The following is a 23,808-nucleotide window of genomic DNA, read 5'->3' as shown; positions in this document are numbered from 1 at the left end:
CTCAGAAAAGAAATAATTTAGTCTGCTAATTAAAATTTTGTGACTTCAGCATAGATTGGTATAGATTTTTTAAATAAAAATACCGCAATCCATAGGCTGCGGTATTTTCTATATTAAAACTCCGTTTTTAACGCTTTCATTATGCTTACCATTGCAAAGATCATTACTATTGCAAATGGGAAGGCTACTGTAATTGATGCAGTTTGAAGTACTTGTAGTCCTCCTGCCAGCATTAGAGCATATGCCAATGCTGATTGTATAATTCCCCAAAGTACTTTTGTTTTTACATCGGGATTTAGAGTTCCATTCCTACTCATCATACCAAGTACGAATGTCGCTGAATTGGCGCTTGTGACGAAGAATGTGTATAATAACACAATTGCCACTGCCGACAGGATGCTTCCAAGAGGAACATGCTCCATGACGACAAATAATGCAGTCTCAGTTTTTTGAATTGCCTGAGCTGCAACTTCTGGTCCAAGGTTTATTCCGGTTGTTCCGAATATTGCAAACCAAATGAAAGATCCAAGCGCCGGTACCAATGTAACCCCTAGCACAAATTCTCTAATCTTTCTGCCTTTTGATATTCTGGCAATAAATACTCCAACGAAAGGTGCCCATGCAATCCACCAAGCCCAGTAGAATATTCTTCAACCTGCAAGCCATGAATTATCTCCATAGGTACTAATTGCCAAGCTGTCTTGCACAAGTCCAGATATATACTGACCGAGACCGTTTGTAAATGAATTTAATATCTTTAATGTAGGACCTACAAGGAATAAAACCAGCATTATCAATCCTGCTATCACTATATTTATATTGGAAATCAAACTGATACCTTTTTCAATTCCCAACACTGCTGTTCCTACGAATACCAATGTCACGACGATGATTATTATAAGTGCCACAAAATTATTAATTGGAACTCCAAATAAATAATTCATACCGCTATTTATCTGTAGAACCCCAAGTCCAAGTGATGTAGCTACACCTGCCACTGTTGCAAATATTGCCAATATGTCTACGAATTTACCAATTGGTCCTCTCGCTCTTTCTTCCCCGATTAATGGAATCAATATACTACTGATAAGACCCGGTTTATTCTTTCTGAACTGCATATATGCAAGGGGCAGTGCTATTATTGTGTAATTTGCCCATGGATGTAATCCCCAGTGCATAAATGATGCAAACATTGCAAAATCAGCTGCTTCAGGACTCCCCGAAACCAATCCTCTTCCAGGTGCCATAAAATGATTTAAAGGTTCTGCTACTCCCCAGAATACAAGACCTATACCCATACCTGCTGAAAAAAGCATTGCAAACCAAGATATAGTTGAATATTCCGGTTTAGAATCGTCCGGTCCCAAAACAATATTCCCATATTTGCTAAAGGCTAAATATCCTACGAATAGGACAAAACAAAACATGACCATGAGGTAGAACCAACCGAAGTATTGAGTTAGTCCTTTAAAAACAGAATCAGCGACTTTACCAAATCCCTTGGGACTGACTATACCCCAGCCTGCAATTATTGCTACAATGACCAAGGATATATTGAATACGGAATTATCTTTTTTCATACACACCACCTTCTCTACAGTCTCACTGTAGGATTAAGGTCGAAAGCATTTTGAAATCCTCAAGTAAGCTTTCGACCTTTGATTATAGCTAAGCTTAATACTCTATGCTTTGAAAACAGTTTGTTCTTCAACGTTTTCGGTAAGTGCCTCCAATGCTCTTCTTACCAGTTTATATCTAAGATCATATTGCTCCTCTTTAGAAGTTGAAGGATCTCCAAATGGATAAGGTATTGATATAGTAGGTACTATCTTATTAGTTCCAACTGTAAGAGCTACAGGAACCAAGTTACATAACTGAACTATCGGAAGTCCGGCTTTTTCTATTTCTTTAACTATCGTTGCACCGCAACGTGTACAAGTACCTCAGGTGGAGACCATAAGTACTCCGTCAACCCCATCTTCTTGAAGGTATTTTAACATTTCTCTTCCCATTCTGGCTGCTTCAGCCTGGGTAGTTCCAGTACCAACTGTTGAATAGAAGTATGGATGAAGTTCGCCATATACTCCTTCTTTAAGCATATCCTTCATAACATCGACCGGCATAATTACATTTGGATCTGCATCTGCAGCTGCAGGGTCAAATCCGGCATGGATTGTTTTAAATTCTCCGCCCAGTAACTTATCCATATTGGAGATATCATATCTTCCCCATCTGGTAGCCGATGCTGATTGAATTCTATCGGGATTGTCAACCGGAACAATTCCACCGGTGTTAAGAAGTGCAATTTTTGCTTTCTTTAAGTCTTTAATTGGTTCTGCTACAGGAACCAGTTCTTTCTTTTCGATTACAAGCTCAGTTTCAAACTCTTCACCATTAAGTTTTTTAACCAGCATGTCAACGCCTCTTTTTGCTGCAGTTACAGGCTCTTCCAACCATACTTGATGTCTAACTCCTCTTGGGAAGTATCCTTCTTCTTCAGCTGAAAGAGTCTTTTCTCCTTTTAATAATTTATTGGCATAAGCAGCAACTTTTTTAACATCTTCACGCATCTTAGCTGCAGAATTACCGCCTTTAAATACGATTACTTTTTTACGATACATCTCAACACCGGGGTTTTCAATATGCATTGAAGTCAGTGCAGGGACATTGTATTTCTTTTCTACTGCTTCCACAAATCATTCCACAGGCAACACCGTATCTTCCTGCTTGGAATGCCGGTCCTGCAACAAATAAATCAAATTCAAGTCCTTCAATTAACTCAAATATTTCCTCTACTGCTTTTTCTTTATTCTCACCGATATAATTATCACCACAAACTATGGTATGAGTGATTTCACAATCTTCCAATGCGTCATTTAATGCCAAACCGGGACCGAAAAATCCTTCTCTAAGTTCAGGCTTAAAATGAGCTTCCTCTTCTCCACCGACTCCGGCAAAAAACTGATTAATATAGTATAGACATTTTTTCATTTTTTTCACCTCTAAAATTCTTTCATAGTCTTAACAGACCATCCGGCTATGGCATCTCCACAGAACATAGCATTATTTTCCATTATTACTGATCCGTCTTCTCTGACTGAAGATCCTAGTATCTCATCATCTGCCCAACCACCTGACAGTCCGTCCCTGGCAAGAGCCATTAATTCACCGTATACTTCATCAGCCGGTTCAAGCTCTATCATTTGAGAAACATTTCCTGTAGACACAAGTGCATTTGCTTTTTCATCAAGTACAACTAGCGGCTGAGATGCACCGTCTCTACCTGTACACTCATTGGAAATTCCTACTACCTTAACTCCAACATCTTCCAACGCCACTATACATCTTATATAATCCGTATCCGGATTTCCATAGCCCTCTTCTGTAACTATCGCACCATCTGCACCAAGTGCTTTTGCGATATTAGCTACAAAAATAGCAGATCTTTCTTTTTGCTCCAATGATACATTTAGGTTTGACATAATAACTCCTAAGAAATTAATAGTCTTACCATGAGCATTGTATAACTCTTTTATTGTAGGGAAGTTTTGCATATCATATGTTGCCCATTTTGATGAAGAAGGCATAAATGAACCGGAGATTATTGCTCCGTCAAGCACTTCATTAGGATTCATAAAAGTAGGAACAAAGTGATTTAAATCCCAACCATAAAGTAAATCATTATAACCCATCTCTTCCATCTGTGATTGCGGCTGCATAACCAATACCACTCCTGGAAGTTCGTTTAACTCAGCACTTCTTTTTGTTACAGCTTCAAAATCAAAGGTTTCAACCTCTTCAGGTTCTTGTTCTAGAACTGTTTTCCCGAGGTACTCAGCGAACTTGTGTGTAGCCCATCTGATAGCTTTATTCTTTTTCTGTTGTTCAAATCTTTCAAAATCTTCGTCAGTGTCTGCAATAATACAAATATTTATTAGTTCTCCAAAGATGGTATATTTTTGTCCTTCTCCGAACATATCGATTAGACCATCTCCAAAGCTACCCATATGCATTCCTACACCAAGCACAGACACACCTTTTAATGCATGTACTCTACCTTCACCTGTAGGTGCAAGCTCTCCTGTTACTCCCGGGAATACAGCTCTTCCGTCTAGTCTTACTCTAGGTTCAACCGCCTCTTTAACCGGCACTATTCTGATTCTCTCTCCCGGTCTAGCAATTTTAAGTTCAAGCTTGGTAATATGTGCATCCTCTTTAATAAATGCCTCTGCCTCTTCTTTGTTTATTGTCAATATTCCATTTTCAAATTTAGTAACTTCTCCAAATACTACGTCTTTTACATGGAAATTGCCAATTTCAAGTCGCTTCATTTCTTACCTCCTAATAATATCGTTTTCAGCAAATTATAAGATACAATTAGTTTCGTTTATAAACTAATCATGATTACTTTTTAATCATATTATATACTCAACAAAAAATTAAATCAACTATTTAATGCATTTTACACTGAAAAACATATAAAAAAATACCCAGACACCTTTATCGCATCTGGGTATATAGTTATTATTTATACTTTATTATAGTAGGTTGTTTAAATACTTGGAAAACGAATTCAATGCATCTTCCGGATCTAAAACTCCGGTTTTCACTTGAATTAGTATGCTTTGATAGACTAAAATTACTATCTCATCAATGATCTTTCCTTTTTCTTCACTGAATAATCCATCCTTAATGCATTCATTCATAAGTACCATCGACCTATTGGAAAGACTTGTTTCTTTTAACATTCTCTGTATGGTGTCCTCAACTTTAGTATCCTCTCCGATAAAGATATCATAGTAATCGTTTAAGTACTCATCCATATCCTTTTTCATCTCGGAAAAGAAAATTATATAGTAATGCTCCGGATACTCAAATGAGTTTTCTGCAAAAGCCATCCATATCTTTATATACTTTTCTCTACTTGAATCGTCATCATTGGTTACACCATTTAATTTCTCTACATATTTATCTAAAACCGAGATAGCTGCAAAGAATTTTAAATGATCCAGATTTGTAAAATAATTATAGAGAGTTGCGCTATTATATCCTGCCCTCTCACTAACTGCCCTAATCGTTATTGCATCCAAGCCATCTTCATTTAAGATATCGACGGCAGCATCAATAAAGTATCTATATATTCTATTTCTCTGAACACGTCTATTTTTATTAGATTTTTCCATCATACTCCTCCTGAGAATTCCTCATTCCTTGACATTTACCAATTCATATAAATTATAGCATAATTTTATCCCATATAAACAAATAAAAACTGATTTATGAGCCGGCATCAAAATTGACAGATGCATGACTATCCCATATAATCAATATAGTAAACGTTTGCATAATATTTGTGGTTAAATTTGGAGGTGATTGTATGAAGTTTGATATTTTCATAAGCTATAGGAGACAAGGAGCAGAAGCTATAGCGCATATGCTATATCGTGATTTAACTGCTGCAGGTTTTTCTACTTTTTACGATATGGAAACATTAGGTTCGGGTGACTTTCGTAAAAATATCATGGATGCTATTGATAGTTGTAATGATTTCATAGTTCTTCTTTCTAAGGATGCACTTTCAGAAAGAATTTATAATCCAGAAGATGTCATGTTTAAAGAAATTGCATATGCTTTTGAAAAGAACAAAAGAATTACAGGTATAGTCCTTACAGGTTTTGATGGCTTCCCGACATACTTACCCGATGCAATTGCACAGTTACCCAACGTAAACTGTTTGCGCGGTAGGATGGAGTATTATGATGCCATGTTTGAGAAATTAACTTCCGGTATGTTTCTAGTTTCATCTTCAAAGTTAAAAGATAGATTTGTAGATAGAAGCAATAAACAAGATACATTAGCCTGGTTCAAAGAGTTACCAATAGAAAACAAGCAGAATTATATGCGATTGTTATTAGAAGTCAATAATGAATTTCAAACCTCAGCACCTGCTCAAAGAGTGTATAGATATTTAGATACAACCTATAGAAACATTGGAATTAGAGAAACTCCACCATATGATGGTGACTCTGTTGCAGATTTTTCAGCATACTTATCCTTCTTTGAGACAATCTATCTAATGGTAATTACCGAAACAATAGATTTATCTCTTATCGACGAAATGTTTAGATTTAGGTTTTTTGCATTGTGTAACAATCCCGAAATTCAAAGAATCGAACTACTCCCATATGGTTTTATGTATCCATTCATAATAGACTTGTATGATATTTGGTTAGAAACTATAAGAAAAAGGCTGCACGAAGAAAAACAAGAAATATATATTGGTGATGCAATATATATGTATGACTATGATTTTCATAGAAGATATCGCGCATATTGCTTTGCTAACGATAAAAACAGCTCTGTTAATATTACATTCATTAATAATAAATTCGAAAAGATTGAACTAAACTTACGAAAGCTTAATCAAGATGATTTAACAAAGGTCATGAACTTGCAAGCAAAAGTGGTTGATAAGATTCCAAATAACGATATCGATAATATTTACGAACCAATGACTATAGAAGAAACTATCTATGGGATTAATAACGATATTTTTGTAGGATTCTTTGATGAAAACAAAATTGTAGCAGCTCTACTTGTCGTACCAAATCCAACACCGGAACAAGATCTATATAAAGATATGTACCCTGATTCCGAAGATGAAAAATCAGTATTATTAGATGCAGCACTAGTCGATGAGAATTATGTTGGTTATGGTATACATAGATTCGCTATTAGCTTAGCAGAATACTATGCTGTCCGTTATGACAAAAAACGTGTTATCTCGACAGTTTCACCAAAAAATCATTATAGTGCTAGAAATTTTATAAAAAGTGGTTACCAAATTGAAGCAACATTGCCAAAGTATCACTCAATTAGGGATTATTTTGTACTAAATCTAGATTAAATCCCTCTTGACCATTAACTTTCTTACACTATATAATTAAACCAATATAGCAATAACTTAATCTTAAGGAGGATATTATGGATTTAGCTAATATGAAACCAAATGAAGTTAGAAGTTTGATTAGGAAAGGTGAATTAGTACAGCCTACATCGGGAATGTGTAAAGGGCATATTCAAGCAAATCTTGTAATTGTTCATAAGGATTTGGCTTTTGATTTCTTACTTTTTGCTCAGCGCAACCCTAAGCCTTGCCCGATTTTAGATGTAACGGATGTTGGAGATCCTGAACCTAAGCTGATGGCAAAAGGTGCTGATTTGAGATTTGATATTCCAAAGTACAGAGTGTATAAGCATGGTGAACTGGTTGATGAAGTAACCGATATCGAAAAATACTGGACAGATGATTTAGTGGCTTTTTTACTAGGTTGTAGCTTCTCTTTTGAATCAGCTATGCTAAACGCTTCAATCCCTGTCAGACATATAGAAGATAATCACAATGTGCCCATGTATATTACAAATATAGAAACTGAACCGGCTGGCAAGTTTCATGGTAAGATGGTAGTCAGTATGAGACCGATACCTCATCAACAAATCGTAAGAGCAGTTCAAGCGACGTCAAGATTCCCTCAAGTTCATGGAGCTCCTGTGCATATCGGAGACCCAAGTATAATAGGGATTAAAGATATCGATAAACCCGATTTTGGAGATGCTTCAGTAATAAAAGAGGGAGAAGTTCCGGTCTTCTGGGCTTGTGGAGTTACGCCTCAGTCCATAGCGATGACCAGTAAACCTGATCTTATGATTACGCATTCACCGGGGTATATGTTTATTTGTGACCCGATGGATGAGGATTTAGCTGTATTATAGAATTTGTTAAAATAGATTTTTATTATGTCTTGACATTTACTTTAATGCACTATATAATTATAGCAATATTGTTGCTTTGATGGGAAGAGTATGTGCTGATAAACCTTACAGAGAGTTCCGTTTGGTGAGAGGAACAGGTGGAAAAGTTACAGAATATGGTCCCGGAGCTTTTCAATCGATATTTAGGTTGAAACATGTGTGCATGTTATAGCGCTTGAGTATGATGGTACTCGAAGAGGCATCGTATCGTGAGATATGATGTAAAAAAGGTGGTAACGCGAAGCTAAGCTCTCGCCCTTGTTTAGGGTGAGAGCTTTTATTATACGATAAATAGGAGGAATAAATGAGTAAATACGGTTTTAACACAAAATGTCTACAATCGGGATACGATCCTAAGAATGGAGAACCTAGGATATTGCCGATTTTTCAGTCCACTACTTTTAGATATGAATCTGCAGATGAAGTAGCTGCACTTTTTGATTTAGCTAAAGAAGGCCATATGTATTCCAGGATTTCAAATCCTACGGTTGCTGCATTTGAAGAAAAGATATCAGATTTAGAAGGAGGAGTTGGAGCTCTTGCAACTTCATCCGGCCAATCTGCTTCTTTGATTGCAATCTTAACCATATGTAATAATGGAGAACATTTTATTGCCCCAAATAATATATATGGCGGAAGTTTTACACTGTTTTCTTCAACTCTCGCAAAATTCGGAATTTCAGCATCTTTCTTTTCCAAAGATGCGAGTGATGAAGAAATTGAATCCCTTATCAAACCGGAAACAAAACTGATTTTTACCGAATCACTGTCAAATCCGGGTGTAGATGTATTGGATCTGGAGAGGTTTGTAAACTTGGCACATAAAAACGGTCTACCTCTCATTGTAGACAATACACTTGCTACTCCCTATCTTCTAAGACCAATTGAACATGGAGCGGACATTGTTATCCATTCATCGACCAAGTATATCGATGGGCATGCAACCTCGGTTGGTGGAGTTGTAGTTGATAGTGGAAATTTTGATTGGACTAATGGAAAGTTTCCTCACTTAACTGAAAAGGATCCTAATTATCATGGTCTAAGTTACACTGAAACTTTCGGCGAAGCTGCCTATATCGTCAAAGCACGTGCAGTGTTTATGAGAGATTTGGGAACCTGTTTATCGCCTTTCAACGCCTTTTTGATGAATCTCGGAACAGAAACGCTTCCGGTTAGAATGGATAGACATTCAGAAAATGCTCTTGCAGTTGCAGAGTTTTTAGAATCACATCCCAAGGTCGAATGGGTTAAATATCCATTCTTAAAATCTTCTCCCTCTTATGAAAATGCCGTTAAGTATTTAAAAGCAGGCAGTGGAGTAATAAGCTTTGGAGTCAAGGGCGGTATTGAAGAAGGCAAAAAATTTATTGATAATCTTAAATTAACAGCATTGATAGTACATGTTGGCGACATTAGAACCTGTGCTCTTCACCCGGGGAGCATGACTCATCGCCAATTATCTGAAGAAGATCAGATTAAAGCCGGCATTACACCTAATCTCATTAGGCTTTCAGTCGGCTTGGAGAATATAGAAGATATACTAGAGGATATTGAAAAAGCATTGGAGGCGATTTAATGCCGGTCATTATACCGAAAGGACTACCTGCAGAAGAAGTTTTGAAAAGTGAAAGAATATTTACTATGAATGAACAAAGGGCACATACTCAAGATATCAGACCACTTAAAGTAGGTATTTTAAACTTAATGCCTACTAAGGAAGCAACTGAAATACAATTATTGAGAAGACTCTCGAATACACCTTTGCAAATAGAAGTCGATTTGATTCACACCGAGAGCTATAAGTCCAATAACACTGATAGTGTGCATTTGGAAAGATTTTACAAGACCTTTTCTCAAATAAAAAACAATAAATACGATGCTTTCATTATTACGGGAGCACCAGTTGAGAACTTGGAATACGATGAAGTAGTATACTGGAATGAATTAAAAAATATCTTTGATTATATCGAGGATAATGTATTTTCTACGATGTTTATTTGTTGGGCTGCTCAAGCGGCGTTTTACCACTATTATGGTGTAGATAAATACAATTCAAATGAAAAGATATTCGGAATCTATAAGTATACCCCTATGGGGAATTCACCACTTGTCAGGGGCTTTGACGATGTATTTGATATGCCGCAGTCAAGACATACTTATAATTTATCCTCGGAACTGATGGAAATAGAAGACCTTGAAATACTAGCAGACAATCCTCATACAGGAGTAAATATAGCTGCAACCAAGGATAATCGTTTAATATTTGTAACCGGTCATTGGGAATACGACCATGATACCCTTCACAAAGAATACGTACGAGATTTAGACAAGGGATTGGATATCAAGATGCCCATAAATTACTATGTAGATGATGACATGGATAAGGGAATTGAAGCCAACTGGAGAGCACATGGCAATCTTTTCTTTTCTAATTGGTTAAATTATTATGTTTATCAAGAGACTCCATATGATATACTTAGTATAAGGAGAAGAGATTAAAATTGGAAAGAACATAAAACCAATAGATCTCAGCTTATTTTACTACATGAAAGGAATCAAAAAAATGGCTGGTAAAAAACTAAGAAATATCAGAGAGTATTTATTTAGGAACGGAAGATATCTGGATGTAGCAAGATGGAATTACCACTTTGAAGACGGAAAAGAGGCAGAGATTTTAAAAGCTCTTGCCACTTATCAAAATATGGACGGTGGATTTGGACATGGGCTGGAGCCTGATGTGCAAAATCCAAACTCAAACCCTATGTCTACCTGGATGGCTATTCAAGTTCTAAGAGAACTAAACTTTCCGGAGCTTAGTTTAAATATGATAGAAAAAATTTTAGACTATTTACTAAATAGCCTTGATAGGGATAATCTAATTTGGGATGCAATGGTACCAAGTAATAACGAGTACCCTCATTCACCATGGTATTTTTACAGTGGACAAAATACCTTTGGTTATAATCCTACTGCCGAATTTGTCGGATTTATACTGAGATTTGCAGACGAAAAATCTGAAGTTTATGAATATGGACTAAAAGTCTTAAATACAATGATTCCGATAATTACCGATGATAACTACGAAATAGAGGTACACGAACTGGTAAATGTCCTAAACTTATATCGAGACTTAAAAGCGGTCAATAAAACAAATCTATTACCAAATAACTTTGAAGCTTTCATAAAAGAAAGGGTCGATAAATCAATAAGTAGAGATACCGGAGACTATACGGAGAGTAACTATTACACACCTCCTTCCATGTATATCTCAGGAAAAAATGATCCTATGTATATAGGAAATGAAGATATCTGCGGCTTTTATACTGATTATATCGAAGAAAGCGTTACAGATTACGGATTTTGGCAAATCAATTGGGACTGGCAAGATATGGAAATGCCAGAGAATGTCGTAAGAGACTGGGCAGGCATAATAACAGTTAACAATATGCTCTTCATAGAAAAAATAGTCAAATAATAAAAAGCAGCTGCAAAACAGCTCCTAAAACTCAAAAGGACCTTCCAAAATGACAGGTCCTTTTTATGTACAATAAAATCATGTCAAAAAACACTAAACCTCTAATTTAAACCATCTATCCCCAAAAATTAAGCGGGTCAGGCTTCTATTTTTCTATTTTATGCATATATATACTATATAGCGTATATATCTCAGCGAGCTTATCCTCTTGATTGTATTGTTTAACAAGTTTTAATAACGATTTTGTTATTATAATTATCCATAAAATAGTAGAATCGGAAGCCTGACCCCATTCTAACGTTGAAATGTTCGGTTTTTATAAAATCAAAATATGTATAATTCTATGATTTTAGGCTTATGTCTGTTTACATAAAAAAATGTTGTACCTGAATATAGGAAATTCTGATACAACATTTAAATTCTTACCAATTTTCACATAATTGTTTCATCCATGCAGAGACGTTCATTTTATAGGCGCTGTTTAAGTTTTCCGGTGACATGACAGCATTTGTTTCGCCGCATTCAATCAATGAGCCTGCATTTAACAGTACTGCATGAGTGCCAAATGTCTTTGCTAAACTGAGATCATGAGTAACGGAAATCACTGCTCTACCTTTGACTTTAATCCATTCTTTTATTAGTTCAAAAACTTCTTTTTGGTAGACTAAGTCCAGATGATTTGTAGGTTCATCAAGTATTAGTAGCTTAGGCTCCTGTACGAGCACTTGGGCTAGAAATGTCCTTTGCAGTTCACCACCTGACAATTTTAAAATATTCTTGTTTTTTAATTTTGAAAGTCCGGTTAACTCAAGCATTTGATCTACGATTTCAAAGTCCTTTTCATTATGTCTTGATAGAAAACCACTTGAATGGGAATATCTGCCAAGCCTAACCACTTCTTCAACTGTAAACCCGTAGCCGGTTGAATAGTTTTGAGAAAGGACAGCTATAGACTTTCCTCTTTCTTTCGATTTCATCTTGCTCAAATCTCTATTATGATAAATAATTGAACCTGTATAATTGACGGACTGCGATATTGCTTTTACTACTGTACTCTTCCCTGCTCCATTTGGCCCTATTACCATAATCCATTGACCTTCGGATACTTCAAAACTCACATTTTCCAGTGCTTTAAATGTTCCATACTCAACAGAAAGGTTTGATATTTTAAGCATTATCTCACCATCCTATTCTTTGAAAATATATACACAAATAATACCGATCCTATCAGGGATGTAACGACACCAATCGGTAGTTCCAAGGGTTTAAACATTGTCCTGGCTACCAAATCCGCTACCATGAGAAAACTCGATCCTATAAACATAGATGATGGTAAGAGCTTCATATGGTTTGGTCCTGTAATAAGTCTGGTTATATGTGGAATAACAAGTCCAACAAATCCAATAGTACCTCCTACCGAAACAGTAATACCGATTAGTGCAGATGAGGTAATTAAAAGTATCAATTTTATCTTTTTAGTGTCTACGCCTAGATTGCTTGCTATCTCTTCACCCAGAGCAAAAGCGTTCAATTCGTCGCTTTTGGAGATGATTATAATCGAAAATATAATTACAGCTATGAGTAGAACAATTACATTTTCATAAGTAGAGCCCTGTAGAGATCCCATGCTCCAGAATATGATAGATTTAATATTGTCTCCCGAAAATACCAGTAATAAACTGATTAAACTGTTTACAAACATCGAAAAAATTATTCCCATGAGGATTATAGTATTTGTAGATAGAGAATAATCCAGTTTATAGGATAAAGATAAGACGAAAATAAGCGATAAAAAGGCAAAGATTATCGCCATAATCATAGTCCCTGCAAAAGGCAATGCAGTAAATCTAATACCAAGGACAATCGCAAGCACAGCCCCTAGGGAAGCTCCTGTAGATACACCAAGCGTCGATCCATCAGCTAGCGGGTTTTTAAGTAAGCCCTGCATTACTGCGCCACTAAGCGACAAGGCCATGCCTACAAGTGCGACTGAAAGTACTCTTGGCGTTCTGACATGTATAATAATACTCTCATAAGGTCCCTTTGGTTCAAGTCCCTTTAATCTGTTAACAAAAGCATTAAATACATCTGCTAATGGTATATTTACAGAACCAAGACAGATGCAAAATACTATGGTTGCAAAGAGAAGTAATGACAGTATTAAATATTTAATTTTACCGTTTTTAATTAATTCATTTCCCATTTTTCATTCTCACTATTAAAAAAGCGAGACCTAAATCTCGCCTTTAATTATTCATTGTAAATAAAATCATAAAGAACTTTTACAGCTTCTTTAAGTCTAGGTCCAGGTCTTGAGAATTCATCAGCATTTGCCATAAAAACAGATTTATTTTTTATTGCAGTGATATCTCCCCAACCATTTCTTCCAAGTATTTCCTCATCCGGTTTTGGACCTTCCCCAAAATACATGGTAATCGTAACTATATGATCAGGATTCCTTTCGATAATCTGCTCTTCCGAAATTTCAGACCATCCTTTAACATCTGCAAAAACATTTTTAACACCTATGATATTACCTATCTCATCCATAAATGTAGAATTACCGGCAGTCCACAGACCGTACTCAAGTGGTGAAACCTCGTAATAGATGTTTCCTCCCTCTTTTCCTTCGGCTTTTTTCTTGTACTCTTCAAAGGTGGATTGCATCTCTTTAATCAGGTTTTCAGCAGCACCTTCTTTTCCAGTAGCTTTTCCTATCATTTGAATCGCCTGATAAACCTGTTCAATACTGGTTGCATCGGATACTATCACTTTAATTCCGGCTTTTTCGAGCGCTTTTACATGATCTTCAGTTTGACTCATCATAGACATCACAACAGCATCGGGTTCTAAAGCGATTATTTCCTCAATATTTGTGTCTTTCCCGGAAGTCAACTCTTTTACTGATTTAACTTCTTCAGGATAATCACAGTAAGTACCTCTTCCAATGACGTTGTCTCCTGCACCGATTGCATATAGAATTTCACAATCAGAAGGTGTCAAAACTACAATTTTTTTGATAGGAGCATCTAAACTGACCTGATTGCCGGCCATATCTGTGAACTCAATTTTACCGGATTCAGCACCCTTTTCTTCTTTATCCTCTTCCTTCTTTTCCTCTTTCTTATCTTCTTTCTTTTCTTCTTTACTTTCACTACTTTCCTGTTCAGAAGTCTCTACCTTTTTAGGTTCTACATTTTCTTCCTTGGTTACTGGTTTACATGCAGCCAATAACATGATTGCCATGAACACAGCTACAAACCGCTTCCAATTAAATATACTTTTCATACTTCCCTCCATTAAAAAAATGCTCTCCATGGAAAGTGAGCATCAAAAAACTGCTACCCAATCCCAGAGGTGTTAATTATACTCAGGTCTCCCGACTTGGCTTCATTCTACCGGAGCACCTTCCTGCATTTCTACAGTGGTATTCGCTCTTTCGTCCACTTCACGGTTACTGGGATAGTCCGGAAATCTCATCCGGTTCCCTCGGCAATTGCCGGCTAATAGCAAGTACAATTTTTATTCGGTTATTTTTATTATATAACTATAAACTTATACGGTCAAGTATATCATTGTTAATAGAATCGTTATCTCTTGTTTAAAGCTCATTTTTCAGAGTTTGATTATACTCTTTCTCTTATAGTCACACGAATCATGTCTCCGGCTTGTTTTCCTATCTTTTTTCTTATATCTTTTCTAATCCCAATAATATAGTTTCCCGTACCCATATTAACTACCGATCCGTCATAAGGCTCCCCATCAAAAGTAGCGTGTACCTTTACTCTTCCTTTGCCAAATTCTTCTCTTATATCATATGGAAAAACTATATATGCCGCATCCATATCTTGAACCTTTATTATTTCTGCCTCGAATTCATATATTTTGTCTTTCATTTTTTCACCCGTCACTTATCATTGCTTTTTATTTTAACAGATATATCAGTTTATTACAAAGCACGTAAACTTTTCTTGTTCGATTGTTTTTTTATTGTAATCCTAAAGGGTTTTATCCTGCTTTATTTCACGAATTAAGGGTATATATTTAATGGTGAGCATTTCTAAATAAACGTTCTTTATGTAAAATTATATTAGGAGGGAAATATGGATCATATTGTAGCTGAAATTAAAGGATTGTATCAAATAATAAAGCTGAAAGAGTTTAGAAGGACCAAAGGTGTTGCTTTTGATGTAATGGTGAAATCAATGGTACCGAAGGTTGATGCTATTGACAGAGTTCTTCATATGAGTAGTGCAGTTTCTCCTGGACCTGTAGGAGATGTTGAAAGACCATGGTATATGCACACTCACCAAGATGACAATCTATTTGTACTTCATGGTAAGCGATATGTAGAACTTTATAATGTTGAACATGGGAAGATAGAATACTTTGTTGTAACTCCTGAATATATTGAACATAATGGTGAAGTCGTTGTAGAAGGCGGTGCAGTTCTCATTTGGCCAACTCATGTATTCCATAGAGTAGTTAGTGCGGAAGAAGGATCGGCATCCATAAACCTGGCAACTCATCATGAAGGAATCGATATGAAGACCAATTTCAATATCTATGACCTAAACACTGAAACAGGAGAATACCACGTTATAAGAGAAGGATATAAGGATCAAAAAGACTAAACCATACACATTTTAAACCTAGAATGAATTAATCAAGGTAGTGTGTCAGAATAAACTATTTTCTGATACACTACCTATTTTGTTTTAAAGGGGTCAGCCTTAACTTATTGACCTTTTATCGATTAACTAATTTCATTAATGATACTCTATTATCTCCATTCTTATTTTAAATTAATTGCACCACAAAAGGAGCTATTTTGCAAAAGCCCCTTTTTACTTGTTTTAAAATTTTTTTATAAACTATTCTAATCTCATTAAAACCTGAAAAACTCTCTATCTATCAACTTAAATCCATTTTCTACAATTACTTTTTCAGCAGCTTCCTTATCAGTTATTTTAAGTATTACTCCTGCAATATCATCCCTATTGGAAAACATATACATATACTGAATATCAAAATCCTCGATTAAGCATAATAATGCATGTAATGCGCCAGGAACATTTTTGATATCAACTGCAGTGACATCTGTCAGACTCGTCGACATCTCTGCATCTTTAAGTATTTTATAAGCTCTATCCGGTTCGGACACCATCATTCGAAGAAGTCCGTAGTTTTCGGTATCGGCCAATGAGAAGCTTATAATATTTATCCCGGCATCTTTTATCAGTTTAGTAACTCTGGTCAGCGATCCTTTTCTGTTCTCTATGAATACTGTAAGTTGTTTTATCATTTGATTATCCCCCTTATACGAGTATTCTCTTGTCAATAACTCTCGTTGATTTACCCGATGTTCTTTCAATAGTCTTCGGTTCAACCAGTTTTACCTTAACATTCAGTCCAAGAGCTTGTCTTAGTCCATGAGCTATTTTTTGTCTTAATTTTTCAAGCTCTCTAATCTCGTCACTAAAGAACTTCTCATCTACTTCTACCCAAACTTCGAATGTGTCCATATTGTCAACCCTGTCGACGATTATCATATAATATGGTTTAGTTTCTCCCAGTTCAAGAAGTGCCGCTTCGACTTGAGATGGGAATACATTGACTCCTCTTATAACGAGCATGTCGTCAGATCTTCCTGTGAATCTGGAAATTCTGGCAAGTGTTCTACCGCAGTCACATTTATCATAACTAATCGAAGTCAAATCCTTAGTCCTGTATCTAATTAGTGGAAATGCCTCTTTAGTCAGTGTCGTAATTACCAGTTCCCCTGCTTCTCCCTCAGGAACTTGCTCGAGAGTATCGGAGTTGATTATTTCAGGAAGAAAATGGTCTTCATAGATATGCAAGCCTTTGTGATACCTGCAATCGGCAGCAACTCCCGGTCCCATAATTTCACTTAAACCATATATATCATAAGCTTTGCTATTTAGGTTATTTTCAATATTCTCTCTCATATTGTCAGTCCATGGTTCCCCGCCACAGATGGCAGCTTTTAGATGAACTTCTGAAAGATTTCCTTTCTCCTTTATTTCCTCAATCAAATGGAGTAGATAAGATGGCGTGCATGCCACCGCAGTACATTTAAAGTCTTCCATCATAGTTATCTGCTTCTTAGTACCCGATGTTGACATTGGAACTACTGTAGCTCCTACATTCTCGGCCCCATAGTGAAGTCCAAGTCCACCGGTGAACAGCCCATATCCATATGATACCTGAATTTTATCATCTTTGCCAATCCCTGCCATAGCAAGAACTCTGGTCACGCATTCTGTCCATATTTCAATATCTCTTCTGGAGTATCCTACAACTGTTGCCTTACCTGTAGTTCCTGAAGATGCATGTAATCTAACCACTTCTGTCATTGGCACGGCAAATAATCCGAAAGGATAATTGTCCCTAAGATCTTCTTTTGTGGTAAAGGGCAGTTTTGAGATGTCTTCTACAGTTTTAATATCCCATGGTTCAATTCCGACTTCCTGCATTTTCTTTCTATAATAAGGTACATTGTGATAAATCCTTTTGACCAGTTTAGAAAGCCTTACACTCTGCATATGATGCATTTCATCTCTGCTCATACATTCCTTTGATTCATTCCATATCATACCACAACAACCCCTTTTTCCTTAAGAAACTGCTCAGCTTTTTCCTCATCATTTAAATGTATTACCATAAGAGGTGCTTCCTCTCCGTTTAAAACCATCGAATACATATAATTCACAAAGAATCCTTCAGCTGCCAACAATTTTAAAACTCCATTAAGTGCACCGGGTACATTTTCAAGTTCAATTGCAACCACATTTCCAACCTTATACCCGAAACCATTTTCTTTCAAAGTTCTCTCCGCATCATCCGGTCTATCTACGATTAGTCTGAGTATTCCAAAATACTGAGTATCAAATACTGAAAAAGCCTTTATATTGATGTTTTCTTTTGCCAGTACATCTGTTACCTCTGAAAGAGTACCTACTTCGTTTTCTACCAATACAGATATTTGTCTAATCATAATTTTTCTCCTTAGAAATATTCCTTCCTATTTCGAATGCAGCTAAGTTTAATTCCACAGTCTTAACCGGTACAGTGTTTCTTATTACCTTTTCCCAGACTTCTTTTTCTATTCCTAAATACCTGGATACAATACCGAGCACTATTACATTAAAAACTCTGACATTCCCAAGTTTTCGTGCCTCGTTTAATGCATCCACGACAACTAAATCATACTTGTCCTCAAGCCTTTCAAAAATATCTTTGGGATACTCTTCTTTTCCAATGACAACAGGCATTGGATCAATTCTTTGATCGTTCACTATAAGTATACCCTCTTTTTTCAAGAAGTGAGCATATCTAAGAGCTTCCAATTTTTCAAAAGCTATTAGAATATCAGCACAGCCCTCTTCAACTATAGGTTCAAAGACTTTATCTCCATATCTCACAAAGGTCGTTACACTCCCACCTCTTTGAGCCATGCCGTGAACCTCTGATAATTTAACATCATAACCCGATTCCAATATGATACCGCCTAAGATTCTACTGGTAAGAAGTGTCCCTTGACCACCAACACCGACTATCATTATGTTTTTAGTTTCCATATCGCACCTCTTATATCTCTTCTATTATAGAATCTACCATCTCTATGGCATCAAACGGACAGCTTCTAAAGCATAATCCGCATCCATTGCACATGGTATCATTAATCATAGTTGTTCCGTCTTCATCGACTGTAAGAGCCGGACAACCGGGTTTCATACAAATCTTACATTTTTTACAAAGCTCTCTATTTACCAAGTACTGATGTTTTATTGGCTTACCCTTGAGCAGTACACAAGGAGCTTTGGCAATTATCACCGATACTTCATCTCTGTTTAATTCTTCCTTAAAAATTCGCGTCAGTTCAACCGTTTCAAAGGAATTAATCTCTACGACATGCTTAACCCCAACGGATTCACAAAGCTGTTTAATATTTACTTCGTTTGTAGGCTCACCCATAAGTGTAAGCCCAGTGGCAGGATTGTCTTGATGACCAGTCATAGCAGTGGTCGAGTTGTCGAGTATCAATACAGTACCGGTACCACCATTATAGACCATATTCATTAGAGAATTAATCCCTGTGTGCAGGAAAGTAGAATCCCCTATAATGGCAATCCAGTTCTTAATGTATTCACTTCCCCTTGCCTTTTCCATGCCATGAAGCGAACTGATGCTGGCTCCCATACAAATACAAGAATCTATTACATTTAAAGGCTCAACCGCTCCAAGTGTATAGCAGCCAATATCTCCTGCTCCATGTATCTTGAGTTTATTGAGTACGGAATACACAGCTCTATGTGGACATCCCGGACATAGAATCGGAGGTCTTACCGGTGCCTTTTCCGGTTGATCTATAAGAGTTTCGTCGCCGAAAACAGCTCTGAGCATTTCAGCATTGTATTCTCCTATCATTGAAAACAATTCCTTGCCTTCACAATCTATACCCCATGACTTAACTTCTCTTTCTATTACAGGATCCAATTCTTCAAAAATCACAAGTCTATCTACTCTGCCAGCAAAATCCTCTATCATCTTTCTCGGTAGAGGATGCACAAGACCCAACTTAAGTACTGATGCATTGGGTAGAGCTTCTTTTACATACTGGTATGGTATGCCTGAAGTTATAATACCGATTCCGGTATCATTTATCTCTACACTGTTTAGATATGTCATATTTGATGCATCTTCAGCCAAATCACTAAGTTTATCTTCTACATAAGGATGTCTCAACCTCGCGTTTCCCGGCATCATTACATTTTTGGCAGGATTTCTTTCGTATTCTTTTATCTCAGGCACAACTCTCGGTTCTAAGTTTACTACCCCCTGAGAATGAGAGAGCCTTGTGGTTGTTCTAAAAATAACCGGCGTATCATAACTCTCACTTATATCAAAAGCAATTTTCATAAATTCCTTGGCTTCAGAACTGTCTGAAGGTTCAATTACCGGCACTTTTGCAGCTATACCCACAGACCTGGTATCCTGTTCATTTTGGGAACTGTAAAGTCCCGGATCGTCGGCAACCACGAAAACCAGTCCGCCCGATGCTCCAATATATGAAGCTGTAAATAACGGATCTGCAGCAACATTCAACCCTACATGTTTCATAGAAGCCATAGCCCTCACACCTGAGATAGAAGCTCCAATGGCAACTTCAGCTGCAACCTTTTCATTTGGTGCCCATTCGCAGTATAGTTCATCTTTGTACTGGGCCAAGTATTCGCTGATTTCCGTACTTGGCGTTCCTGGATATGCACTGGAAACAACCACACCGGCTTCATAAGCACCTCTTGCGATAGCCTCGTTTCCAAGCATTATTGTCTTTTCACTCATAATCACACCTCTTAGCATTTTAAATGAATTTACATATAAATTCAGATAACTAATTTTTATCTCTTAAATCCAATACCCTTTTAGCTTTACCTTCAAATCTCTTTAAGGATCTCGGAGCTAGAATTTTAATAGTTGCATCAATACCCACGATCTCTCTAATACCGAATTTGATTCTCTTTTCAAGTTGTTCCAGTAGTGAAAATGAATCCAATAAATCATAATCGGTAAGTTCTACTCTTACGAGCATATTGTCCATATGTTTATCACGATTTACTTCTATCTCGTAATTCGAACCTATCTCATCTATACTCAAAAGCACTTCTTCTATTTGAGACGGAAATACATTTACTCCCCTTATGAGAAGCATATCATCACTTCTGCCTTTCAAAGGCTCCATCCTGACTGTAGTTCTTCCGCATCTGCATTTTTCATAGTTTAGAGAAGTAATATCCCTGGTTCTATATCTTAGGAGCGGAATTGTCTCCTTGGTCAAGCAAGTTATGACCAGTTCTCCTTCACTTCCTTCAGGAAGTACTTCAAGAGTATTAGGGTCGATAATCTCGGCCAAAAAGTGATCTTCGTTAATATGCATACCAGCAATCTCTTCGCATTCCCCCGATATCCCGGGACCATTTAACTCACTCATACCGTAGTTCTGAGTAAATAATACACTGCCTTCCCACAATTCGTTCAGTTCATAACGCATCTTGTCCGATAGTGCTTCACCACCTAGTAGGCCTATCCTTAACTTGAAATCTTTAGCCGGTACAAAACCTTCCTGTTTAATAACTTCTGCAATATGTAGCGCATATGATGGCGTTGCAACTAAAATAGTCGTACCAAAATCCTGCATAAACATAATTTGTTTTTTAGTATTTCCTACTGAAGACGGAATTATATCTATCCCCATATTCTCAAGACCGTAGTGTAGACCAAGAGCTCCCGTAAACATACCGTAACCAAAGCAAATCTGTGCAGTATCCTTAGAACTCGCTCCTCCCATTACTGCAATTCTACTGACAGTCTCAGTCCAGCTTTTCATATCATTTTCAGTATAACCCACCACCGTTGGTTTCCCGGTAGTACCTGATGATGCATGGAGCCTTCTGATATCACTTCTATCAACCGCAAAGAGTCCGAAGGGATAATTCGCCCTAAAATCCTCTTTGGTCACAAATGGTAGTTTTGATACATCCTTTAAAGATTTGATGTCTTCAGGTCTCAATTTAGCTTCTTCCATCTTTACTCTATAAGGTTTTACCTTATTGTATGCAATTTCAACCTGTTTCTTTAACCTTTCCAATTGTATAGCTTCAATCTCAGCTCTAGGCATCATTTCTTCTTTTGCCCAAATCATAATTATCCTCCAATATTATTTAAAAAGTGCGGCAAAAACCCCCGCACCTCTTAATATAAAATGTATTAATGAAAATTATAACAACCATGTATCTTTATGTCAATAATATAATGATTTATTCCTTATACTTTAATCATTTAAACTTTAATATATTATGGTGTACAAGCAAATAGACTTATGTATCAATGACGTATTAATACCATTTAATCACATTATTATAACTTTTATGTTAAAGAAATGATAATTTAAAACTATTTTTAATATTTCCCCCATTGTATTATTTTTCATTTTCTTCATCCTTCAATATCCATTTCAGACTATGTGAATTTTAAAAAAGCATTTTCGGTAATCCAAAAACTTTTAATTCTGAAATTTAATATATCATTATTTATTTACTTAGAAAAGATGTGTTTAGGGTATATATTATATAAATACGATTAACCGTATTTATTAAGGAGGTTTCAAATGATAGAAGTATTTTTGGTATTAAATGGAAATGCAGCTGAAGCTGCAAATTACTATAGCCGTGCTTTTAGAGCACAGGAACCGTATATGATGAAATATTCGGATATGCCTGAAGACCCTGATTGTCCACTTGATGAAACTTACAAGGATTTAGTAGCCTATGCGATGGTCGATACTTTTGCAGGTCAAATTGCCTTGAGTGATAATGACCCAGGGGTGGTTACTGAACCGAATTCCAGTTTTTGGATTTCTGTTTCTTCAGAGGATGAAGAAAAACTGAGAGAAAGTTTCAATGCCCTTGCAGCTGATGGAGAAGTAATTATGCCAATGGAACCGGCTTTCTTCAGTCCTCTCTATGGTCAAGTAAAAGACAAATTCGGTTTTTATTGGATGTTTCTAATTCCCGATGAAAATATGTAGAAAAATGACAAAGGAAAGACCGCTTAAAACCGGTCTTTCCTTTATTTTGGTGGAGACAAGGAGTTTCCGTTAAAAGTCTTATAAGTGTTGCCATCTAGCCTTTTTCATTTTCTCTGACTTGATTTTGACTAGAGATTATTTACATTTCGTTAAAATATCCCACTAACTTTAAAAAAATCTTCAAAAATAAAAACTTTTTTTTAAACTTTTTTCGCAAACGTGTATTTTAAGCCATTTAAAATTTTATAAAAAGCTTGACAGTACATGAGATATCATGTATAATGTAAGTAAGATAAGAGATACAAAGAAAGGAGGATAAACCATGAAACTATACAAAAATGTAGACATTGAATACTTGGAAAGAATTTTATATGAAGGAATACTCCCAATTTCAAAAACTGGAAATAATGTTTGGGATGAAGGACTTAGAGGAAACAACTCTCTCGACTTAGTTTATCTAGCAAAACCATTAGGCTTACAAAATTCATTCACACAATATGGTTTAGTCCTCCTCGAAGTAGAAACTAATGCATGGAAAAATGAAATGATAGAAAACGATGCAAACTTAGGACTGTATGATGAATATGTTGTGGGTGAAGTTAAGCCAAGTGAAATCAAAAACATTTACGTTCCTAAAATATTCAAGGACAGACTGGATGAATATTTCAATCAAGAAACACTAGATAAAATAACTTGGGTGGAAATGGATGCCAAAGGTTATTTTGAAGAAGACACCGTGTACAGAAATGCAACCAAAGAAGAGCTTAGCATTTTTGCTAAAACAGCGGCGTTGTCAATTGAACAATTTAATTACTTTAGAGGAACTATAAAAATTAAAACCCTATTTGTTGAGACGGAAGAGATTTTTGACATTTATGAAGTTAGATACTTAATTTAAAATTACAAGGAG

20 protein-coding genes, 2 pseudogenes, 1 riboswitch and 1 other annotated feature are annotated in these 23,808 nt (G+C 36.3%); of the genes and pseudogenes, 8 read left to right on the top strand and 14 right to left on the bottom strand.

What is annotated here, in order from left to right; genetic code table 11:
* Positions 1–113: 113 nt before the first annotated feature.
* The 4 genes and pseudogenes from VZL98_01855 to VZL98_01840 all read right to left on the bottom strand — a co-directional run bounded on the left by VZL98_01855 (position 114) and on the right by VZL98_01840 (position 5,183).
* A pseudogene (locus VZL98_01855) lies at positions 114–1,580 on the bottom strand (BCCT family transporter).
* A 102-nt stretch (positions 1,581–1,682) separates the two neighbouring features.
* Positions 1,683–2,991 (bottom strand): annotated as a pseudogene (locus VZL98_01850) (glycine/betaine/sarcosine/D-proline family reductase selenoprotein B).
* 11 nt (positions 2,992–3,002) lie between these two features.
* Positions 3,003–4,331 (bottom strand): glycine/sarcosine/betaine reductase component B subunit, encoded by a 1,329-nt coding sequence (locus tag VZL98_01845; GenBank protein WVH63725.1) that lies wholly within the window; start codon positions 4,329–4,331, stop codon positions 3,003–3,005.
* A gap of 207 nt (positions 4,332–4,538) precedes the next feature.
* Positions 4,539–5,183 (bottom strand): TetR/AcrR family transcriptional regulator, encoded by a 645-nt coding sequence (locus VZL98_01840; GenBank protein WVH63724.1) that lies wholly within the window; start codon positions 5,181–5,183, stop codon positions 4,539–4,541.
* A 194-nt stretch (positions 5,184–5,377) separates the two neighbouring features.
* On the opposite strand from VZL98_01840, the gene VZL98_01835 reads away from it, so the two are divergent.
* The 5 genes from VZL98_01835 to VZL98_01815 all read left to right on the top strand — a co-directional run bounded on the left by VZL98_01835 (position 5,378) and on the right by VZL98_01815 (position 11,287).
* The gene (locus VZL98_01835; GenBank protein WVH63723.1) at positions 5,378–6,907 is read left to right on the top strand and encodes a toll/interleukin-1 receptor domain-containing protein; all 1,530 of its coding nucleotides are present in this window, start codon (positions 5,378–5,380) and stop codon (positions 6,905–6,907) included.
* A gap of 77 nt (positions 6,908–6,984) precedes the next feature.
* Entirely contained in the window at positions 6,985–7,773 is a 789-nt protein-coding gene (locus VZL98_01830) for a putative hydro-lyase (protein WVH63722.1), read from the top strand.
* 67 nt (positions 7,774–7,840) lie between these two features.
* Positions 7,841–8,075, top strand: a binding site (T-box leader).
* A gap of 41 nt (positions 8,076–8,116) precedes the next feature.
* On the top strand, positions 8,117–9,388 hold the full coding sequence (locus VZL98_01825) for an O-acetylhomoserine aminocarboxypropyltransferase/cysteine synthase family protein (GenBank protein ID WVH63721.1): 1,272 nt from the start codon (positions 8,117–8,119) through the stop codon (positions 9,386–9,388).
* Entirely contained in the window at positions 9,388–10,311 is a 924-nt protein-coding gene (gene metA, locus VZL98_01820) for a homoserine O-succinyltransferase (protein ID WVH63720.1), read from the top strand. Before VZL98_01825 ends, metA begins: the two co-directional genes overlap by 1 nt.
* A 64-nt stretch (positions 10,312–10,375) precedes the next feature.
* The gene (locus VZL98_01815; GenBank protein ID WVH63719.1) at positions 10,376–11,287 is read left to right on the top strand and encodes a hypothetical protein; all 912 of its coding nucleotides are present in this window, start codon (positions 10,376–10,378) and stop codon (positions 11,285–11,287) included.
* A 422-nt stretch (positions 11,288–11,709) separates the two neighbouring features.
* Here the strand turns inward: VZL98_01815 and VZL98_01810 are convergent, their stop codons facing one another.
* From VZL98_01810 to VZL98_01795, 4 genes are all read right to left on the bottom strand, one after another.
* Positions 11,710–12,462: an ABC transporter ATP-binding protein gene (locus tag VZL98_01810; GenBank protein ID WVH63718.1), complete on the bottom strand. Its 753-nt coding sequence runs from the start codon at positions 12,460–12,462 to the stop codon at positions 11,710–11,712.
* Entirely contained in the window at positions 12,462–13,490 is a 1,029-nt protein-coding gene (locus VZL98_01805; GenBank protein WVH63717.1) for an iron ABC transporter permease, read from the bottom strand. Before VZL98_01805 ends, VZL98_01810 begins: the two co-directional genes overlap by 1 nt.
* 47 nt (positions 13,491–13,537) lie before the next feature.
* A complete protein-coding gene (locus tag VZL98_01800; protein WVH63716.1) occupies positions 13,538–14,575 on the bottom strand; it encodes an ABC transporter substrate-binding protein in 1,038 nt (345 codons plus the stop codon).
* Between the two features lie 63 nt (positions 14,576–14,638).
* Positions 14,639–14,819: riboswitch (cobalamin riboswitch) on the bottom strand.
* A 94-nt stretch (positions 14,820–14,913) separates the two neighbouring features.
* Entirely contained in the window at positions 14,914–15,183 is a 270-nt protein-coding gene (locus VZL98_01795) for a DUF1905 domain-containing protein (protein WVH63715.1), read from the bottom strand.
* Positions 15,184–15,390: 207 nt separating this feature from the next.
* Between VZL98_01795 and VZL98_01790 the strand changes: the two genes are divergently transcribed.
* On the top strand, positions 15,391–15,921 hold the full coding sequence (locus tag VZL98_01790; GenBank protein WVH63714.1) for a hypothetical protein: 531 nt from the start codon (positions 15,391–15,393) through the stop codon (positions 15,919–15,921).
* Positions 15,922–16,175: 254 nt separating this feature from the next.
* Here VZL98_01790 and VZL98_01785 read toward each other — a convergent pair whose 3' ends face one another.
* From VZL98_01785 to VZL98_01760, 6 genes are read right to left on the bottom strand one after another with little or no spacing between them, the layout of a single operon-like run.
* The gene (locus VZL98_01785) at positions 16,176–16,592 is read right to left on the bottom strand and encodes an ACT domain-containing protein (protein ID WVH63713.1); all 417 of its coding nucleotides are present in this window, start codon (positions 16,590–16,592) and stop codon (positions 16,176–16,178) included.
* A 13-nt stretch (positions 16,593–16,605) separates the two neighbouring features.
* Positions 16,606–17,904: a phenylacetate--CoA ligase gene (locus VZL98_01780; GenBank protein ID WVH63712.1), complete on the bottom strand. Its 1,299-nt coding sequence runs from the start codon at positions 17,902–17,904 to the stop codon at positions 16,606–16,608.
* Positions 17,901–18,305 carry an ACT domain-containing protein gene (locus VZL98_01775; GenBank protein ID WVH63711.1) on the bottom strand — a complete coding sequence of 135 codons (405 nt, stop codon included), beginning with the start codon at positions 18,303–18,305 and terminating at the stop codon, positions 17,901–17,903. Before VZL98_01775 ends, VZL98_01780 begins: the two co-directional genes overlap by 4 nt.
* Positions 18,298–18,888 (bottom strand): indolepyruvate oxidoreductase subunit beta, encoded by a 591-nt coding sequence (locus VZL98_01770; protein WVH63710.1) that lies wholly within the window; start codon positions 18,886–18,888, stop codon positions 18,298–18,300. Before VZL98_01770 ends, VZL98_01775 begins: the two co-directional genes overlap by 8 nt.
* Before the next feature lie 10 nt (positions 18,889–18,898).
* Entirely contained in the window at positions 18,899–20,656 is a 1,758-nt protein-coding gene (gene iorA / locus VZL98_01765) for an indolepyruvate ferredoxin oxidoreductase subunit alpha (GenBank protein WVH63709.1), read from the bottom strand.
* Between the two features lie 49 nt (positions 20,657–20,705).
* Positions 20,706–22,013, bottom strand: coding sequence for a phenylacetate--CoA ligase (locus VZL98_01760; GenBank protein WVH63708.1), 1,308 nt, complete (start codon positions 22,011–22,013; stop codon positions 20,706–20,708).
* 465 nt (positions 22,014–22,478) lie between these two features.
* Here VZL98_01760 and VZL98_01755 point away from each other — a divergent pair, with 465 nt between their 5' ends.
* Complete coding sequence (locus VZL98_01755) at positions 22,479–22,898, top strand: VOC family protein (protein ID WVH63707.1); 420 nt, start codon at positions 22,479–22,481, stop codon at positions 22,896–22,898.
* A gap of 322 nt (positions 22,899–23,220) precedes the next feature.
* Positions 23,221–23,796 (top strand): hypothetical protein, encoded by a 576-nt coding sequence (locus VZL98_01750; protein WVH63706.1) that lies wholly within the window; start codon positions 23,221–23,223, stop codon positions 23,794–23,796.
* The last annotated feature ends 12 nt before the right edge of the window (positions 23,797–23,808 follow it).

It is taken from the genome of Peptoniphilaceae bacterium AMB_02 (genome assembly GCA_036321625.1).
Classification (GTDB): domain Bacteria; phylum Bacillota; class Clostridia; order Tissierellales; family Peptoniphilaceae; genus Microaceticoccus; species Microaceticoccus formicicus.
The sequence above is the reverse complement of the archived record's forward strand: the minus strand, read 5'-3'. Positions and strand labels throughout refer to the sequence as shown.

Bases quoted from the DNA above. Each gene is read 5' to 3' on its own strand.
- VZL98_01845 (WVH63725.1), bottom strand. From the start codon at position 4,331: ATGAAGCGACTTGAAATTGGCAATTTCCATGTAAAAGACGTAGTATTT.
- VZL98_01840 (WVH63724.1), bottom strand. From the start codon at position 5,183: ATGGAAAAATCTAATAAAAATAGACGTGTTCAGAGAAATAGAATATAT.
- VZL98_01835 (WVH63723.1), top strand. From the start codon at position 5,378: ATGAAGTTTGATATTTTCATAAGCTATAGGAGACAAGGAGCAGAAGCT.
- VZL98_01830 (WVH63722.1), top strand. From the start codon at position 6,985: ATGGATTTAGCTAATATGAAACCAAATGAAGTTAGAAGTTTGATTAGG.
- VZL98_01825 (WVH63721.1), top strand. From the start codon at position 8,117: ATGAGTAAATACGGTTTTAACACAAAATGTCTACAATCGGGATACGAT.
- metA (WVH63720.1), top strand. From the start codon at position 9,388: ATGCCGGTCATTATACCGAAAGGACTACCTGCAGAAGAAGTTTTGAAA.
- VZL98_01815 (WVH63719.1), top strand. From the start codon at position 10,376: ATGGCTGGTAAAAAACTAAGAAATATCAGAGAGTATTTATTTAGGAAC.
- VZL98_01810 (WVH63718.1), bottom strand. From the start codon at position 12,462: ATGCTTAAAATATCAAACCTTTCTGTTGAGTATGGAACATTTAAAGCA.
- VZL98_01805 (WVH63717.1), bottom strand. From the start codon at position 13,490: ATGGGAAATGAATTAATTAAAAACGGTAAAATTAAATATTTAATACTG.
- VZL98_01800 (WVH63716.1), bottom strand. From the start codon at position 14,575: ATGAAAAGTATATTTAATTGGAAGCGGTTTGTAGCTGTGTTCATGGCA.
- VZL98_01795 (WVH63715.1), bottom strand. From the start codon at position 15,183: ATGAAAGACAAAATATATGAATTCGAGGCAGAAATAATAAAGGTTCAA.
- VZL98_01790 (WVH63714.1), top strand. From the start codon at position 15,391: ATGGATCATATTGTAGCTGAAATTAAAGGATTGTATCAAATAATAAAG.
- VZL98_01785 (WVH63713.1), bottom strand. From the start codon at position 16,592: ATGATAAAACAACTTACAGTATTCATAGAGAACAGAAAAGGATCGCTG.
- VZL98_01780 (WVH63712.1), bottom strand. From the start codon at position 17,904: ATGATATGGAATGAATCAAAGGAATGTATGAGCAGAGATGAAATGCAT.
- VZL98_01775 (WVH63711.1), bottom strand. From the start codon at position 18,305: ATGATTAGACAAATATCTGTATTGGTAGAAAACGAAGTAGGTACTCTT.
- VZL98_01770 (WVH63710.1), bottom strand. From the start codon at position 18,888: ATGGAAACTAAAAACATAATGATAGTCGGTGTTGGTGGTCAAGGGACA.
- iorA (WVH63709.1), bottom strand. From the start codon at position 20,656: ATGAGTGAAAAGACAATAATGCTTGGAAACGAGGCTATCGCAAGAGGT.
- VZL98_01760 (WVH63708.1), bottom strand. From the start codon at position 22,013: ATGATTTGGGCAAAAGAAGAAATGATGCCTAGAGCTGAGATTGAAGCT.
- VZL98_01755 (WVH63707.1), top strand. From the start codon at position 22,479: ATGATAGAAGTATTTTTGGTATTAAATGGAAATGCAGCTGAAGCTGCA.
- VZL98_01750 (WVH63706.1), top strand. From the start codon at position 23,221: ATGAAACTATACAAAAATGTAGACATTGAATACTTGGAAAGAATTTTA.